The organism is Halorubrum sp. Atlit-26R, assembly GCF_003666015.1.
In the GTDB taxonomy this organism is placed as follows: domain Archaea; phylum Halobacteriota; class Halobacteria; order Halobacteriales; family Haloferacaceae; genus Halorubrum.
In genome coordinates, this window is sequence record NZ_QPLT01000003.1 from 85,960 (window position 1) to 100,286 (window position 14,327).

At 69.2% G+C, this 14,327-nt stretch carries 16 protein-coding genes; 5 read left to right on the forward strand and 11 right to left on the reverse strand.

The annotated features are described in order from the left end of the window. Positions 1 to 35 precede the first annotated feature (35 nt). On the forward strand, positions 36 to 329 hold the full coding sequence (gene yciH, locus DVK07_RS04765; RefSeq protein ID WP_004596695.1) for a stress response translation initiation inhibitor YciH: 294 nt from the start codon (positions 36 to 38) through the stop codon (positions 327 to 329). Between the two features lie 90 nt (positions 330 to 419). Here the strand turns inward: yciH and DVK07_RS04770 are convergent, their stop codons facing one another. After that, a complete protein-coding gene (locus tag DVK07_RS04770; protein ID WP_121595996.1) occupies positions 420 to 1,253 on the reverse strand; it encodes a geranylgeranylglycerol-phosphate geranylgeranyltransferase in 834 nt (277 codons plus the stop codon). A 242-nt stretch (positions 1,254 to 1,495) separates the two neighbouring features. Here DVK07_RS04770 and DVK07_RS04775 point away from each other — a divergent pair, with 242 nt between their 5' ends. Together DVK07_RS04775 and DVK07_RS04780 are read left to right on the forward strand one after the other, a co-directional pair. Next, complete coding sequence (locus DVK07_RS04775; protein ID WP_193366041.1) at positions 1,496 to 2,512, forward strand: cell division protein FtsA; 1,017 nt, start codon at positions 1,496 to 1,498, stop codon at positions 2,510 to 2,512. A 114-nt stretch (positions 2,513 to 2,626) separates the two neighbouring features. Next, positions 2,627 to 3,235, forward strand: a complete 609-nt coding sequence (locus tag DVK07_RS04780; protein WP_121595998.1) for a helix-turn-helix domain-containing protein — start codon at positions 2,627 to 2,629, stop codon at positions 3,233 to 3,235. A 38-nt stretch (positions 3,236 to 3,273) separates the two neighbouring features. Here DVK07_RS04780 and DVK07_RS04785 read toward each other — a convergent pair whose 3' ends face one another. The 3 genes from DVK07_RS04785 to fer form a co-directional block, all read right to left on the reverse strand. Beyond that, positions 3,274 to 4,509, reverse strand: coding sequence for a TIGR04347 family pseudo-SAM/SPASM protein (locus DVK07_RS04785; RefSeq protein ID WP_121595999.1), 1,236 nt, complete (start codon positions 4,507 to 4,509; stop codon positions 3,274 to 3,276). Beyond that, positions 4,506 to 4,931, reverse strand: coding sequence for an Htur_1727 family rSAM-partnered candidate RiPP (locus DVK07_RS04790; RefSeq protein WP_121596000.1), 426 nt, complete (start codon positions 4,929 to 4,931; stop codon positions 4,506 to 4,508). Before DVK07_RS04790 ends, DVK07_RS04785 begins: the two co-directional genes overlap by 4 nt. A gap of 219 nt (positions 4,932 to 5,150) precedes the next feature. Then, entirely contained in the window at positions 5,151 to 5,540 is a 390-nt protein-coding gene (gene fer, locus DVK07_RS04795; protein ID WP_004596710.1) for a ferredoxin Fer, read from the reverse strand. Between the two features lie 262 nt (positions 5,541 to 5,802). Between fer and DVK07_RS04800 the strand changes: the two genes are divergently transcribed. Then, complete coding sequence (locus DVK07_RS04800; protein ID WP_121596001.1) at positions 5,803 to 6,672, forward strand: CheF family chemotaxis protein; 870 nt, start codon at positions 5,803 to 5,805, stop codon at positions 6,670 to 6,672. A gap of 107 nt (positions 6,673 to 6,779) precedes the next feature. Then, positions 6,780 to 7,697: a hypothetical protein gene (locus DVK07_RS04805; protein ID WP_121596002.1), complete on the forward strand. Its 918-nt coding sequence runs from the start codon at positions 6,780 to 6,782 to the stop codon at positions 7,695 to 7,697. Positions 7,698 to 7,944: 247 nt separating this feature from the next. Here DVK07_RS04805 and DVK07_RS04810 read toward each other — a convergent pair whose 3' ends face one another. From DVK07_RS04810 to DVK07_RS04840, 7 genes are all read right to left on the reverse strand, one after another. Then, a complete protein-coding gene (locus DVK07_RS04810; protein ID WP_121596003.1) occupies positions 7,945 to 8,178 on the reverse strand; it encodes a hypothetical protein in 234 nt (77 codons plus the stop codon). After that, positions 8,175 to 10,280 (reverse strand): TRAP transporter fused permease subunit, encoded by a 2,106-nt coding sequence (locus DVK07_RS04815; protein ID WP_121596004.1) that lies wholly within the window; start codon positions 10,278 to 10,280, stop codon positions 8,175 to 8,177. Before DVK07_RS04815 ends, DVK07_RS04810 begins: the two co-directional genes overlap by 4 nt. Positions 10,281 to 10,435: 155 nt before the next feature. After that, the gene (locus DVK07_RS04820; protein ID WP_121596005.1) at positions 10,436 to 11,566 is read right to left on the reverse strand and encodes a TAXI family TRAP transporter solute-binding subunit; all 1,131 of its coding nucleotides are present in this window, start codon (positions 11,564 to 11,566) and stop codon (positions 10,436 to 10,438) included. 172 nt (positions 11,567 to 11,738) lie between these two features. Then, positions 11,739 to 12,167: a universal stress protein gene (locus tag DVK07_RS04825; RefSeq protein ID WP_121596006.1), complete on the reverse strand. Its 429-nt coding sequence runs from the start codon at positions 12,165 to 12,167 to the stop codon at positions 11,739 to 11,741. An 82-nt stretch (positions 12,168 to 12,249) separates the two neighbouring features. Then, entirely contained in the window at positions 12,250 to 13,071 is an 822-nt protein-coding gene (locus tag DVK07_RS04830) for a fumarylacetoacetate hydrolase family protein (protein ID WP_121596007.1), read from the reverse strand. Positions 13,072 to 13,116: 45 nt separating this feature from the next. Then, positions 13,117 to 13,464 (reverse strand): cupin domain-containing protein, encoded by a 348-nt coding sequence (locus DVK07_RS04835; protein ID WP_121596008.1) that lies wholly within the window; start codon positions 13,462 to 13,464, stop codon positions 13,117 to 13,119. Further along, positions 13,461 to 14,249 (reverse strand): SDR family oxidoreductase, encoded by a 789-nt coding sequence (locus DVK07_RS04840; protein ID WP_121596009.1) that lies wholly within the window; start codon positions 14,247 to 14,249, stop codon positions 13,461 to 13,463. The genes DVK07_RS04835 and DVK07_RS04840 overlap by 4 nt, the downstream gene beginning before the upstream one ends. Between the last annotated feature and the right edge of the window lie 78 nt (positions 14,250 to 14,327).

Here is a 14,327-nt window from a genome sequence, read left to right on the forward strand (position 1 = left end):
TATTTAATACGGGCGTCCTGTAGATTCGGGCTGTAATGTCGGAAGTCTGCTCGACGTGCGGACTGCCCCAGGAACTCTGCGTCTGCGAGGACGTCGCGAAGGAGTCCCAGCAGATCAGCATCCGCATCGACGAGCGCAGGTACGGTAAGGAGGTAACGGTCATCGAAGGATTCGACCCGAAGGACGTGGACCTGAGCTCCCTCTCGTCGGATCTCAAGTCGAAGTTCGCCTGCGGCGGCACCGTCGAGGACGGCGCCATCGAGCTCCAGGGGAACCACTCGGGTCGCGTGGAGGACTTCCTCCGCGACAAGGGCTTCAACGTCGCGTGACCGTCACCTGACCGTCCGCCGTCGAGCGTCGCTTCGAACCGCCACCGCTTTTTAAGAACTACTCGTCCGCCAGCGGCCGCGCCGCTCGTCTCACGCGACCACGGCGGCCCGCCCGACGACGAACGCGGCCGCCGCGAGGAAGGTGCCGTATTTAAATCGTCGCTGCGCGGCGGCGGGGTCTGAGAAGCTCTCGTAGGCCGCGTACAGCATGACCGCGTCGGCGACCGCGACGACCGCGAGGTACGCCGCGCCGAGCGTCCCGGAGCGGTACGGCAGCGGGCTGACGGCGACGGCGACGACGAGCGCGGCCGCGCCGATCCACAGCGCCGCGCGCTCGCCCACCGCGATGGGGAGCGTCGCGAGCCCCTCCTCGCGGTCGCCGGCCACGTCCTCGACGTCTTTGATCACCTCGCGCGTGAACGTCGAGAGCCCCGCGAGCGCGGCGAGGACGAGGACCGCACGCGGGCTCCCCGCGGCGGCGCCGCCGAACAGGAACGTCGAGCCGACGAGGTAGGCGACGAGGGCGTTGCCGAGGCCGGGCGTCCCCTTAAAAATGCTCGTGTAGGTGACCAGCGCGACGAGGTTCACCGCGGCGATGGCGATCGCGAGCGGCGGGAGGGCGACCGCGGCCGCGACGGCGACGGCGAACCAGACGGTCGCGGTCGCGAGCGCGCCCCGGGGCGAGACGGCGCCCCGCGGGATCGGCCGGTCGGGGCGGTTGACCGCGTCGATCTCGCGGTCGAAGTAGTCGTTGATCGCGTTGCCCGCGGCGACCGCGAAGGCGGTGGTCACGGCCGCGAGCGCGGTCGGGAGGACGGCGCCGCTCGCGCCCGCGACGAACGCGCCGGTGGCCGTGAGCGCCCCGGCCGCGACGCAGTTGCCGAGGCGCGCGAGCTCGACGATACCGCGGAGCGTGTCTCGCACGTCGTCCGCGTACTCCCGCCCGCGAGGAATAAACGGTGCGGGATCGGTCGGGGGCCGCGGTAGGCGACGGGGGGTCGGTCGCCTCGTCGTCGCGGAGGCGTCTCGTCGTCGCGAGGTCGCCTCGTCCCCTCCCCCGAAGGTGTTCGCCCGACCTCGGACGGTCGTCGGTCGGTCCGCCACGAACGTTTATCAGGTCCGAAATGAAATACCCGGATATGGCCAAGGGCTTAGACGTCGGCACGATGAACATCCTCTCCGGACGGCAGGAGGGCGCGGAGACGGTGTTCGTACAGCAGCGGAACTCGTTCGTCGAGATCGAGTACAGCGACATGGCCGAGCAGATGCTCTCGCGCAGCGAGGTCCTCCACATCCGGAAGGACGACAAGGTGTACGTCGTCGGCGACGACGCCCTCAACTTCGCGAACATCTTCAACAAGGAGACCCGCCGGCCGATGCAACACGGCATCCTCTCCAGCGAGGAGGCGTCGGCCATCCCGATGATCAAGCTGATCACCGAGCAGGTCGTCGGCGAGCCCTCGAAGCCGAACGAGCGGCTGTTCTACTCCAGCCCCGCGGACCCCATCGACTCGCCGCTCACGACGCTGTACCACGAGAAGACGCTGGAGTCGATGCTCGGCGATATGGGCTATGACCCCGAGCCGATCAACGAGGGGATGGCGGTCATCTACTCCGAGCTCGCCGACAACAACTTCACCGGCCTCGGCATCTCCTTCGGCGCGGGGATGACCAACGTCTGTCTCGCCTACTACGCGGTGCCCGTCATGAAGTTCTCCATCGCCCGGGGGGGCGACTGGGTCGACGAGCAGACCGCGCAGGCGACGGGCACCCCCGTCGACAAGGTGACGAGCATCAAGGAGGACGACTTCGAGCTCGACTTCCGCACCGACGTGGGCGGCGTCGAGGGCGCGCTCGCCATCTACTACGAGAACCTGCTCGACTACGTCATCGAGAACATCTCCCGCGAGGTCGACGAGGAGGACGTCGAGGAGGGGTTAGACGTGCCCGTCGTCGTCACCGGCGGTACCTCCAGCCCGAACGGCTTCGAGGACCTGTTCGCCGACCACCTCGCGGACGCGAACATCCCGTTCTCGATCAGCGGCGTACGCTCGGCCGACGAGCCGATGTACAGCGTCGCCAGCGGCGCCCTCGTCGCCGCCCGCTCCGAGGAGGGCGAGGACGACTCGGGCGCCGCCGAGGAGCCCGCGGCCGAGGAGGCCGCCCCCGAGTCCGAGGACTGAGGCGACGACGCGGTCGCGCCCGTCCGCCCGCTTTTTCCGAACCGACCCGGACCGCCGCGCCGGATCCCGGGAATCCGCCGAAAAGTAAAACCGACCCCGTCCGTATCGACTTCCATGTCTGACGCCGCCGGCACCGACGGCGACCGTCGCCTGCGAGTCGACCTCGACGTCGATCCGACCGGCGACCGCGCTTGTCCGATCGTCACCGAGGCCGACGAGGCCGCCGCGGTCGCGGTCAACGCGGTCGGCGACGAGTGCGTCGTCGACGTGACGACGCCGGACGGCGAGGTGCGCCGCGGGACCGGCGAGGTCGACGCGGACTGCCTCTGTCACGCGTTCGGCCGGCTCGGCTACGTCCCGCACTTCCGGCGCGTCGAGGACGGGACGATACTCGTCACCGCGTACGTCGACGACCGGGGCGACGTCCGCCGGCTCGTCGAGGAGCTCCGCGGGGTCGTCGACCGGGTGCGGCTCGTCCGGCTCGCGGTCGTCGAGGGGCCGGACGCGACCGAGCAGGTCACCTTCGACCTCTCCGCGCTGACGCCGAAGCAGCGGCGCGGACTCGAGCTCGCGGTCGTCCGCGGCTACTTCGACGACGACCGCGACGTGCGCCTGAGCGAACTGGCGGAGGAGCTCGAGATTAGCAAGTCCGCGCTCTCCCAGCGGCTCCGCACCGCGCAGGCGAAGCTGGTGACGGACGTCTTCGACGGCGCGGAGGGGTGAACGCCGGCTCAGGGTGTGACAGCCGGCCCGGGGCCGGGTCAGTCGTCGGCGGGCGCGGACCGGTCCGCGCCCTCGATCCGCGCGAGCGCCTCCTCACCGGCGCGCTCCGACTCGGTGAGGTAGCACTTCGGGTCGGGCGCGAACGGGTCGCCGTGCGCCGAGAGCGCGCGGAGCCGCGAACCGCCGCGGCAGATCGACCGGTACGCGCAGTCGGCGCAGCGACCGGAGAGCCGCTCCTCCCGCTCGCGGAGCCCGGCGAGGAGCGGGTTCGACTCGTCGGTCCAGATCGCGCCGAACGAACGGTCGCGGACGTTACCCGGCGAGTACCCCTGCCAGAACTGCGTGAGGTGGACGTTGCCGACCGGGTCGACGTCGGCGACGCGCTCGCCGGTCGGGTCCCCGCCGTTGCGCCGGAGATACCGATAAATGAGCCGCGCGCGGTCGGTCCCCATCTCGCGGTCGGCGTACTCGACGAGGTGGCCCGCGTCGGCGTAGTTGCCGACGAGCAGCGTCTCGATCTCCTCGCCGGCCTCGTGGTACTCGCGGGTGAGGTCACAGAGGTCCCTGACTGCTTTCCGGGTCGCCTCCGGACTCAGGTCGACGTTCGAGATGTCGGCGCCCCGGCCGCCGTAGTCGAGGTGGTAGAAGCAGAAGCGGTCGACGCCGACGTCGACGAGCAGGTCGACGACCCCCGCCAGGTCGTCGACGTTGTGTTCGGTGATCGTGTAGCGGAGCCCCGTCTTGAGCCCCACGTCGAGGCAGGCCTCGATCCCCCGGACCGCGGCGTCGAAGGCGCCCTCCTCGCCGCGGATCCGATCGTTGCGCTCGGGGAGGCCGTCGACGGAGACGCCGGCGTACTTGAGCCCAGCCTCCTTCAGTTCGCGGGCGCGCTCCCGGGTGAGCAGCGTGCCGTTCGTCGAGAGGACGGGTCGGACCCCGCTGTCGTCGGCGTATTCGATCAGTTCGGGCAAGTCCTCGCGGACGAGGGGCTCGCCGCCGGAGAACAGCAGAACCGGGACGCCGAAGTCGGCGAGGTCGTCGATGAGCGCCTTCCCCTCGGCGGTCGACAGCTCGTTCGGGGCGCCCTCCGTGTCCGCGCCGGCGTAGCAGTGTTCGCAGTAGAGGTTGCACCGCTTCGTGGTGTTCCAGACGACGACCGGCCGCCGCTGCTTCTCCTCCGTGATCTGCGGCTTCTTCGAGCCGTCGGCCGCGTCGTATCGGAGCCCGTCGCTCTCGGCGTCGAGCCCGCACAGCAGCTTGCTGACGGAGATCATCGCGACCCCTCCGCGGGCGGCTCCGCGGCGTCCTCCCCGTCGTCGACCGGCGCCCCGCCGCACGAGACCGTCGGCGTCCCCTCGGTCTCCTCGTAGACGCGCGGCTCGTCGGCGTCCTCCGCCGGCTCGGCGTGGTCTCCGTCGGCCGCCTCGGAGTCTCCCGACGCCCCGGGCCCGTCGTCCGCGAGCGACTCGGCGGAGTACCGGGACACCTCCGCGGCCGGACACACCCAGACGTCGCGGGCGTACCACGCGAAGAGCTTGCTCGCCTCCTCGTGGGCGGCGTCCGGCGTCGGCGCGGCGACGGTGCCGACGTGGCGGAGCGGGTCCGACTCCGCCTCGCGGACGAACACCTCGAATCGGCGGCCGTCGGCCGACCGAACGCCGTTCGCGTCCTCGCTTCGGTCCGTCTTCTCGACCATACCCCCGGTACGGACGGTCCCCCGAACGGGGTTTCGCGCGTTCTCACGGCCGCGAAACTCGCCCGAACCTGTTCGGGCGACGGAGGGGGCGCGACGCGGGCACCGAGAAATACGGTCGGCGAGTGGGGGACTCACCGCTACCGAAGCGGGGAGAGGTGCGAGGACCGCGAGCGGCGCGATCCCGCGTGAGAACGGCTCGTCACCGCAGGAGAGAGCCGCTTAGATGACGCGGTTCTGCAGGTAGTCGAGGTGTTTCGCGTTGTAGACGATCTTGACCTCGTCGGTGGCCGGGCTGCCGATACAGGTCAGGCGGACGTTCTTCTCCTCGACCTCCTCGTCGGAGAGGATCTGCTGCATGTCCATCTCGATGTCGCCCTCCTTGACGATGGACGCGCAGTTCGCGCAGGCGCCGGCGCGGCACGAGAAGGGCCAGTCGTAGCCCTGCGCCTCGGCCGATTCGAGGATGTATTCGCCCTGGTTCACTTCGAGGGTGCCGTAGTCCTCGGCGTCGAGGTCGGCGTCGGCGGCCTCCTCGAAGAGGTTGTCGTCGTCCATCGACCAGCCGTGGTCGTCGAGCACTTCGTAGTTGAGGTATTCTACTGTGGGCATCACCTGCCGATTTGGAGCCCACCTCATTAGGCTTTGCTGTTCCCCACCCGACCGCTTCGAGAGCGGGCGCCGTGAACCGAACACGTTCGACTCGTCCCAGCGGCGAGGGCGGCTTTCGGACCGCGCTGACGGTGGGGTTCGGAACGCCCCGGCGGCGAGGTCCGCCGGGCTGACCCGACCGGGGCGCTTGAGTGACAGATCGTTATCACGACTGATACGAGGTGGGTAACAGTAAATAGCGTACGGCGCTCAGTACGTTCCGATGGAGGAGTCCGTCCTTGCCGACTTCGTCGGCCGCGTCCACGCGGCGAGTTTCGGAACCGACGAACCGGTGACGGGCCGCGTCCTGCTGAGCCAGCGGCGGTTGGTCATCGCGACGGACGACGGGAAGGAGACGGTCCCGCTCTCGCGGGTGTTCGACGTCGTCGTCGGGAGCGTGCCGGGCGACCTGCGCTCGTTTTTCAACGACAGCGTCACCGTCGCGTACGAGCGCGACGGGTCGCGCCGCGCCGCGCTCGTGGAGGGCGAGCCCGAGGACATGGACAAGTTCGTCAGGCTGCTGTTCAAGGCCCTGCTGCGGAACGTCACCGTCACGGTTCGGCACCCGGCGAAGGTCGGCGGGCGCGTCACGGACGCGAGCGACCACCGCGCCTCGGTGTCGGTGTCGCCGGGCGAGATCCGGTTCGAGAACTGCCCAGAGCCGTTCACCGTCGACCTCTCGGCCGTGATCGACTACGAGCGCACCGACCGCACCCTCGGCGGGAAAAAGCGGCCCGCGCTCGTGTTCCGGCACGTCGCCGACGGCCGGACGGTCTCGTCGATCGCGACCGTCCCGAACGAGCGCGCCCTCAACATCCTCGGCCGGTACATCAAGATCGAGTACGACGAGGCGATGGAGGAGCTCGACTCGTTCGACCCGACCGAAGAGCAGCTGGAGATCCTCGTGTCGATCTACTCCGCGGGGGGCGAGGCGAACATCGCCGACGTGGTCACCGGCGACGTCACCCAGACGTCGATGATCCTCGACACGCTCCGGGAGGCCGGCCTCGTCGCCGACGGCGAGAGCGGGACCGCGCTCACCCGCAAGGGACAGATGATCGTGAGCTCCTACCTCGAATCGGTGAACGCCTGACGACCGGACGCGACACGATTGAGGGTCGGACCCGGGCGCGTTCGGGCCCGAACGTGACGCATCGGCCGGGGGGAAGTTTCAAGCTCCTGTAACCGTAGGTATCTCTCATGCGAGAGAGAGACCACCGCGGCGGCGAGACGCCGCTCGACGCCGTGGTCCGCGAGCGAGGGATCGACGCGCCCGGCGGGACGGGGGAGGGAGATCCGCCCGGCGGTGAGACGCCCCCGAGCGACGCCGTCGACTCGGGACCGCGAACGGCCCGCGTGCCGGCGGACCACGACCACGACACGTTCTCGGTCGAGGGGATCGACACCGACCGACGCGAGGGGCTGTTGGAGGCGGTCCTGCGCGACGTCGACGGCGTCAGCGACGCCTCGGCGACGCGGCGCAACGGGACGGTGGGCGTCCACCACGACCCGTCGCTGTCGCGCGACGCGCTCCGCGAGACGCTCGAGTCGTGCGGGCTCGTCGTCGCGCCCGGCGACGAGGCGTTCGAGGCGCGGCGCGCGTCGCAGTTCGCGTCGGCCCGCGTCGCTGTCGCGGTCCTCTTCGGCCTGATGGTCGCGACGCCGTACGTCGCGGTGTTGTACCCCACCCGCGTCGAGTGGCTGTTCTACGACCCCGTGACGGTCCAGTACCTCCAGTCGATCCTCGATTCGTCGATGACGACCCACTTCTTCATCAACCTCGGCGCGCTCTCGGGGATCGGGTTCCTCGTCGCCTGCGGGCCGACGATCCGCCGCGCGACCGCCGCCCTGCGCGACGGCCGGTTCACCAACGAGGCCGCGTTCGTCGGGGGCGTCGTCGCGCTGTACGGATACAGTACCCTCACCGCGTTCACCGGGCTGGAGGGAGCGGTCCACTACGACCTCGTCGCGTACGCGGTCGTCGTCGCCACCCTCTGGACGGAGTTCGGCGTCACCGACACCGCGACCGACCCCGCGTCGAGCGACGACGCGGCGGCGGAGGCGCCGGCCGACGTCGACGCCGACGAGCCGGTCGCGATGACCGACGGCGGGCGCTGACCGGTTCGCGCTCGCGGGTTTTCCTCGCGGTACATTCTCGCCCTCACGTTGTTCGACGGTCACCTGTTTTTCACGCTCGCTCGGGAGCGTCCCGTTCGTGTGACCGAGCGGACCGTTCGGGGACGTGACGGACGCCCGTTCGACGAGCGGAGGCAATCACTGTCGACGGGTCAAGGACAGCGTCGCGGCGCGCGGTCGAACCGGGACGAAAAACAGCCGAAGCGGCGAGGCGGCGCCGCCGGCGACCTCACAGCACTTCGAGGTAGATGAGGAGCCACCAGACGTAGCCGCCGGTGAGCGCGAGCGCGGTGAGCAGTTCGAGCGCGCCGACGTACTTCGAGCCGTGCGTCCGGCGGAACGCCTGGACCTTCTCCACCTGGTTCCACACCGGCAGCAGCGGCTCCGGAATGATCTCGTCGAGCCCGCCGGCCTGCTGTGCCGACTGCTCGGCGACCGCCTCGGGGGAGTCGTCGTCGCTCATTGGCTCGCCCCCCTGCCGAACGGCAGCGTGAGACCGCGGATCATCACCTTCTCCGCGACGAACACGGCGGCGAAGACCGCGATGCCGGCTATCTTCGCGACGTTCGACGGGTACACCATGATCAGCACGCCGAGCGTCGCGAGCAGCGCGCGCGCGCCGATCTTCCGACCGGGACGCATCTTGAACGGGTAGTTCAGCCCGTAGATGATCGCCACGGCGCCCAGCAGGACGAGCAGCCCGACGTACAGCGTGTACGCGCCGACGTCCATCGAGATCAGGCCGGGGTTGTAGACGAACGCGACCGGGAGGACGAAAAGCGGCGCGGCGATCCGGATCGCCGCCCCGCAGGTCCGCCAGAAGTTCGCCTCCGCGATCCCGGCCGCGATCACCGCCGCGGTCGCCACCGGCGGCGTGATTCCCGCCAGGATCGCCGCGTAGAACATCGTGTAGTGGGCGGTGATCGCCGGGACGTTGAAGTCGGAGACGAAGGTCGGGACGATGAGGATGGCCACGATGACGTAGGCGGCCACCGTCGGCATGCCGACCCCCATCAGGATCGCGACCCCCATCCCGAGCAGCACCGCGAACAGCAGCACGCCGCCCGAGATGTTGATGAGCAGCAGCGCGATCTTCGCCGGGATCCCCGTCGTGCTGAAGAGGTTCACGACGCCGCTGATGACGACGAGGATGATCGCGATCGGCGCCAGGATGATCGCGCCGCGCCGGATCCCGTGAACGGTGTTTTTCATCTCGTCGACGAACGTCGCGAGCGGCCGGAACCGGAGCAGCGACTCGGCGATGCCCCGGAACGGCGCGGCGACGGCGCCGAGGACGCCCGCGGTTGGGCCGCCGATCTCGACGTCGGCGGGGTCCCGCACCCACGAGTGGATCCCGACCAGACACTCGTACCCGCGCTGGAGCGGCGGCATGAACGTCCCCGTGATCATCATCGCGACCACCGTGTACAGCGCGGACGTCATCACGGTGTACTGCGCGATCCCGAGCAGGTAGATGAGGATCCCGAACGGAACGCCGAAGCGGATCGCCTCGAACACCTTCTTCTCCGTCGACAGCCGCTCGTCGAAGAACTCGGAGAACTCCATGTCCTGACTGCTGGAGTCCGAGATGGCGAGGTAGTGGACCGCGATGGAGATGGAGACGACCAAGATAGCGGCCGGGACGAGGCCGGCGACGACGATGTCGAGGTACGGGACCCCGAGGTACGACGCCATCACGAACGCGGACGCTCCCATCACCGGCGGGAGGACCTGCCCGGAGGTGGACGCGACCGCCTCGATACCGGCCGCGCGGTGCCCCTTCATCCCGGCCTCCTGCATCGTCGGGATGGTGAACGAGCCCGTCATCGCCGCGTTGGCGGTGTACGAGCCGTTGATCGAACCGATGACCGCCGAGGAGAGCACCGCGGTCTGCGCGATCCCCGACTCGATGTACTTCGCAGCCACGATCGCGACCCGCAGGATGAGGTCGAACGCGCCGTACGCGAACAGCAGTCCGGCGTACAGCAGGAACGGCGCGATCCACGAGGCCGTGATCTGCGTCAGGCTCCCGTAGAACCCGTACAGGTCTGTGACCGTCGCCTGAAGCAGCGTCGCCTGGTTCATCCCCGCGTGACCCAGCACGCCGGGGACGAGATTCCCGTACATCGCGTACCCGAACACGGCGAAGACGAGCCCGAGGAACACGTTCCCGAACTCGCGCCACGTGAGGTACATCAGCGAGAGGACGACGAGCCGCGCGAGCATGTACTCGTGTTCGAGCGCGTACCCCTGCCGCTGGAGGTACACGTCCTGGAAGTTGACCGCGAAGAACGCCGACGCGGTCATCAGCGCCAGCGACGCGGGGATCAGCACGGCGCCGTCGATCCAGTCGCCGTCCGCGATGGCGAGCCGGGTCTCGTTGAGCGCGTACACGGTCAGGATGCCGCCGACGAACGCGGTGGCGAACCGCACCTGCGAGATCGCCTGCGTCTGCGCCCAGTAGAGGACGCCGGCCCAGAACAGCAGCGCAGCCGCCGTGACCGTGACGTTGAGCCCCCGAAGGAGCCCGGACTCGGATTCCGTCGAAGCCGTGTCCGTACTCATTGGCGCTGGAGTACGTCAGAGAGGCTGGTCGGTCGCCCGGGCGTGGTTGATAGTATCATGGTTGGTGTCTGAGTTGTCGGTTGCGTGTTCGATGATTTTAAATTACTGATCGGTACACCGCGGTGAACGGGGAGGAAAGCCGGGTTCCCGGCCGATCAGGCGCTGTCGCCTTCGGTCAGGCTGTCGTCCCACGCGTCGTTGTCCCGGTAGTACTGCACGGCGCCGCGGTGGACCGGGATGTTCTCGCGGGCCGACCCGAGCATGTCCGCGGTGGACTCGAAGTCGTTGAACTGCGCCTCGCCCTCGTTGACCGTGTCGTTGTGCTCGTCGACGACGCGGCACAGCTCGTAGACGGCGTCCGGGTTCGCCTCGGGGTTGAACGTGTAGTTGACCTCGAGGTTCCAGTGGAACACCTCGTCCGTGCCGATGTCGGTGTCCGCGATGGGCCAGTCGTCGTAGCTCGTGGTGCCGAACCCGGCGCCCGGGTACGACTCGGCGGACTCGCGGAGCGCGTCCGTCGGCTCGACGTAGTGGATGTCGGTACGGGAGGCGATCTCCTGGACGAACCCGGTGTACCGCACGCCGGGCGTCCCGTACGCGATGGAGGCGTCGATCGTCCCCTCCTCGAACGCGCCGGGCGCGGAGTCGACGCCCATGTTCTGGATGTTCATCTGGTCGTAGATGTCGGCCGTCGGCTCCTGCGACCAGACGTCGAGCGTCGTCGCGCGCGTCGAGTACCCCGGCTCGGCGGGGTAGACGTTCGCGCCGGCGAGGTCGTCGAAGGTCTCGATCCCCGTGCCGTCGCGAGCGATGATGTAGATGGCGTACGGGAACGCGTAGAACCCGTACTGCGGGATGCGCTCGACCGGCTGTTCGGAGAACGCGCCGGTCTCGTCGAGCGCCTTCGACAGCGAGTTGTTGTCGGTGATACCGGCGTTGAACTGGTTGTTCGCCATCCGCCGGATCGTCCCGATGTATCCCGGGCTCTCGATGGTCGAGTAGCTCAGGGAGTCGCTCTCCTGGCTCACCGCACGCTCGACGGCGAGGCCGACGTCCTGCGTCCCGCCGGCGGACGTGCCGACGCGCAGCGTGAGGTCCTGGCTGCCGCCGTCGGAGCCGTCGGAGCCGTCGGAGCCGTCAGATCCGTCCGAACCGTCAGACCCGTCGGAGCCGTCGGAGCCGTCGCCTCCGTCACCGCCGTTGCCGCTACAGCCGGCCAGTCCGGTGACACCTACCGCGCCGGTACCGTACAGGAACTTCCGCCGATCGATTGAGTTCTCGGACATACTCAACAGAGTACACCCGGTCGATCATTAACAATGTGCCTGTTTATTTCAGTTCAAACCGAAGGAATATTCATTATAATGATGCTCATCGAACAAGTCGCCGGAACGCGTTACCCGTTGAAGCACCCACCACCGGAGTCGGCCACCCGCCGAGGAGACCGCGCCGGGGGAGCTACTCGTCGAGGATCACCGTCACCGGACGGTCGGCCGCGAGCAGCACCGACTGGGTCGTACTCCCGAACAGCATCTTCCCGGTCGGGCTCCGGCGGCGCCCGCTCATGGTGATGTTGTCGACGTCGAGCTCCTCGGCGACCTCGATGATCGTCTCGGCGGGGTCGCCGTGCTCGCGCCGCCTGGACGTCGCGACGCCGGCCTCCGTCAGTCGGTCCGCGACGTCGTCGACGCTCTCGGGGTAGTTCTCCTCGTTCCACACCTCCTCGGAGTCGACGCGGCCGCCCTCGCCGCTGACCTCGAACCCCTCGTAGACGTTGAGAATCACCGCCTCGACGTCGGAGCCTGCGTTCGGTAACGACGCGATGGAGTCGGCCGCGGCAAGCGCGTGGTCGACGTCGCCGCCGACCGGAAGCAGTACGCGGTACATGGTGTCACCCAACCGAACAGGGGATGATAAAGGTGTCTGCCGATCGGGGGTCGAACGACCGCGCCCGACGACGCCGGGCGACCTACCGGGTCACCGGCGCGGCGACGGACCCGATCGACTCGACGACCGCCCGCACCTCGTCGCCGGGGTCGATGGGCGCCGCGCCGGGCGTCCCCGTGCTGAACAGGTCGCCCGGCTCCAGCGTCATCACGTCGGAGTGGAAGGAGACGATCTCCGCCGGCGGGAACAGCATGTTCCGGATCTCGTTTTCGGCCCGCACCTCCCCGTTGACCTCCGTCCGCACGGAGAGCCCCTCGAGGTCGACCGGCCCTTCCGGCACCGCGAGCGCGGCGCCGGGGACGAGGAACGTGTCGTAGCTCTTCGCCCGCGTGAGGAACCGGGGGTTCCGCTGGAGCACGTCCTCGGCGGTCATGTCGATCACGGGGAGGAATCCCGCGACCACGTCGTCGACGTCGGCCTCGTCGACGTTCCGGCACGTCCGACCCATAACGACCGCCAGCTCGGCCTCGGCGGTCACCCGTTCGCTCTGCGACTCCGGCGGCAGGCGGATCGGCCCGCCGGGGCCCGTCAGGACCGACCGCGGCTTCATGAAGCTCGCCGGCTCGTCCGGGCGCTGCTCGTCGAGGTCGCCGGCGTGCTCCTCGTAGTTCAGGCCGATCCCCCACAGCTTCCCGAACGACTCCAGGGGGGCGCCGAACGACACGTCCGCCGCCGGGACGGGGTCCGCGGGCGCGTCGGACACGTCTCCGAGGTCGCCCGCGGCCGCCCGGGGGAGGGCGTCGCCGACCGTCTCCAGGTCCGGCTCGACGGCGCCGAGGGGGACGTACCCGTCCTCGCCGCCGAGGAGGGGTTCGCCGGTCGCCGTGCGCGCGAGGTACTTCATCGCTCGGTCACCCCGTCCGTCGCCCGCTCGTTCGCTCCGCCCATCTCACTCCTCGCGGTCCGTCCAGAAGTCGAACGAGCGCCCGGGCGCGAACACGTCGAGCCCGACGGCGAGCTCGTCGCCGGTGTTCTCGACGCGGTGGGCCTCGTTGGACTCCAGCAGGACGGAGTCGTTCTTCCGGAGCGCGACCGAGTCCTCCTCGGTCGCGACGGTCAGCTCGCCCTCCAAGCAGAGGCACACCTGCTCGTTCTCGTGGTCGTGCATCGGCGAGCTGTGGCCCGGCGGCTTCTCGAACCACTCGAAGGAGAACCGGTCGCTGCCCGCCATCGAGACGCGGCGCCAGCCCTCCTCCGGCTCGTACGTCTCCGCCTCGTCGAACGCGACCGGCTTCATAGGTTCGCTCCGGTCGAGCCGCCGTCGATCGGGAGGGCGGTGCCGTTGACGTACCCGGACTTCGGTGACGAGAGGAACGCGACGGTGTTGCCGAGCTCCATCGGGTCGCCGATGCGTTCGAGCGGATTCTGCGCCCAGTCGTCGAGCCCCTCCTCGTAGGAGTCGTAGTCGCCGCGCTCGACGGCGGCCTCGACGAGGTCGCGAATCCGGCTGGTCTCGTGGGGGCCCGGCAGGACGGCGTTCGCGCGTACCTCCGGCGCGAACTCCTTCGAGAGGGTCTTCTCTAACCCGATGACGCTCATCCGGACGGCGTTCGACAGCACGAGGCTGTCGATGGCCTCCTTCACGCTGCGAGAGGTGATATTGACGATCGTGCCGCCGTCGCCCTCCTTGAGGTGGGGGTACGCCTCCCGCGCCAGCCGGACGACGCTCATCACGAGCAGGTCGTACGCGTGCTGCCAGTCCTCGTCGTCGGTGTCGAGGAACGCGCCCGAGGGCGGCCCGCCCGCGCTCGTCACGAGGTGGTCGATCGTGCCGAACTCGTCGACGGTCGCCTCCACGAGCGCCGCGACCTCGTCCGCGTCGGTCAGGTCGGCGGAGTGGGCGACGACCTCGCCGGTCGCGACCGCCTCGACCTCCTCCTTCGCGGCCGCCAGCCGCTCCTCGTCGCGGCCGTTGATGACGACGTCGACGCCCTCGCGGGCGAGCGCCTTCGCCGATGCCTTGCCGAGTCCGCTGGACGACGCGGTGACGAGCGCCGCGTTCCCGTCGATCTGTAGGTCCATGCCTCACCCATCCCGAGTGTGGCGTGAAAACGTTTCCCTACAGGCAACCGGAGGGGTTCGGCCGCCGACGTGACAGGT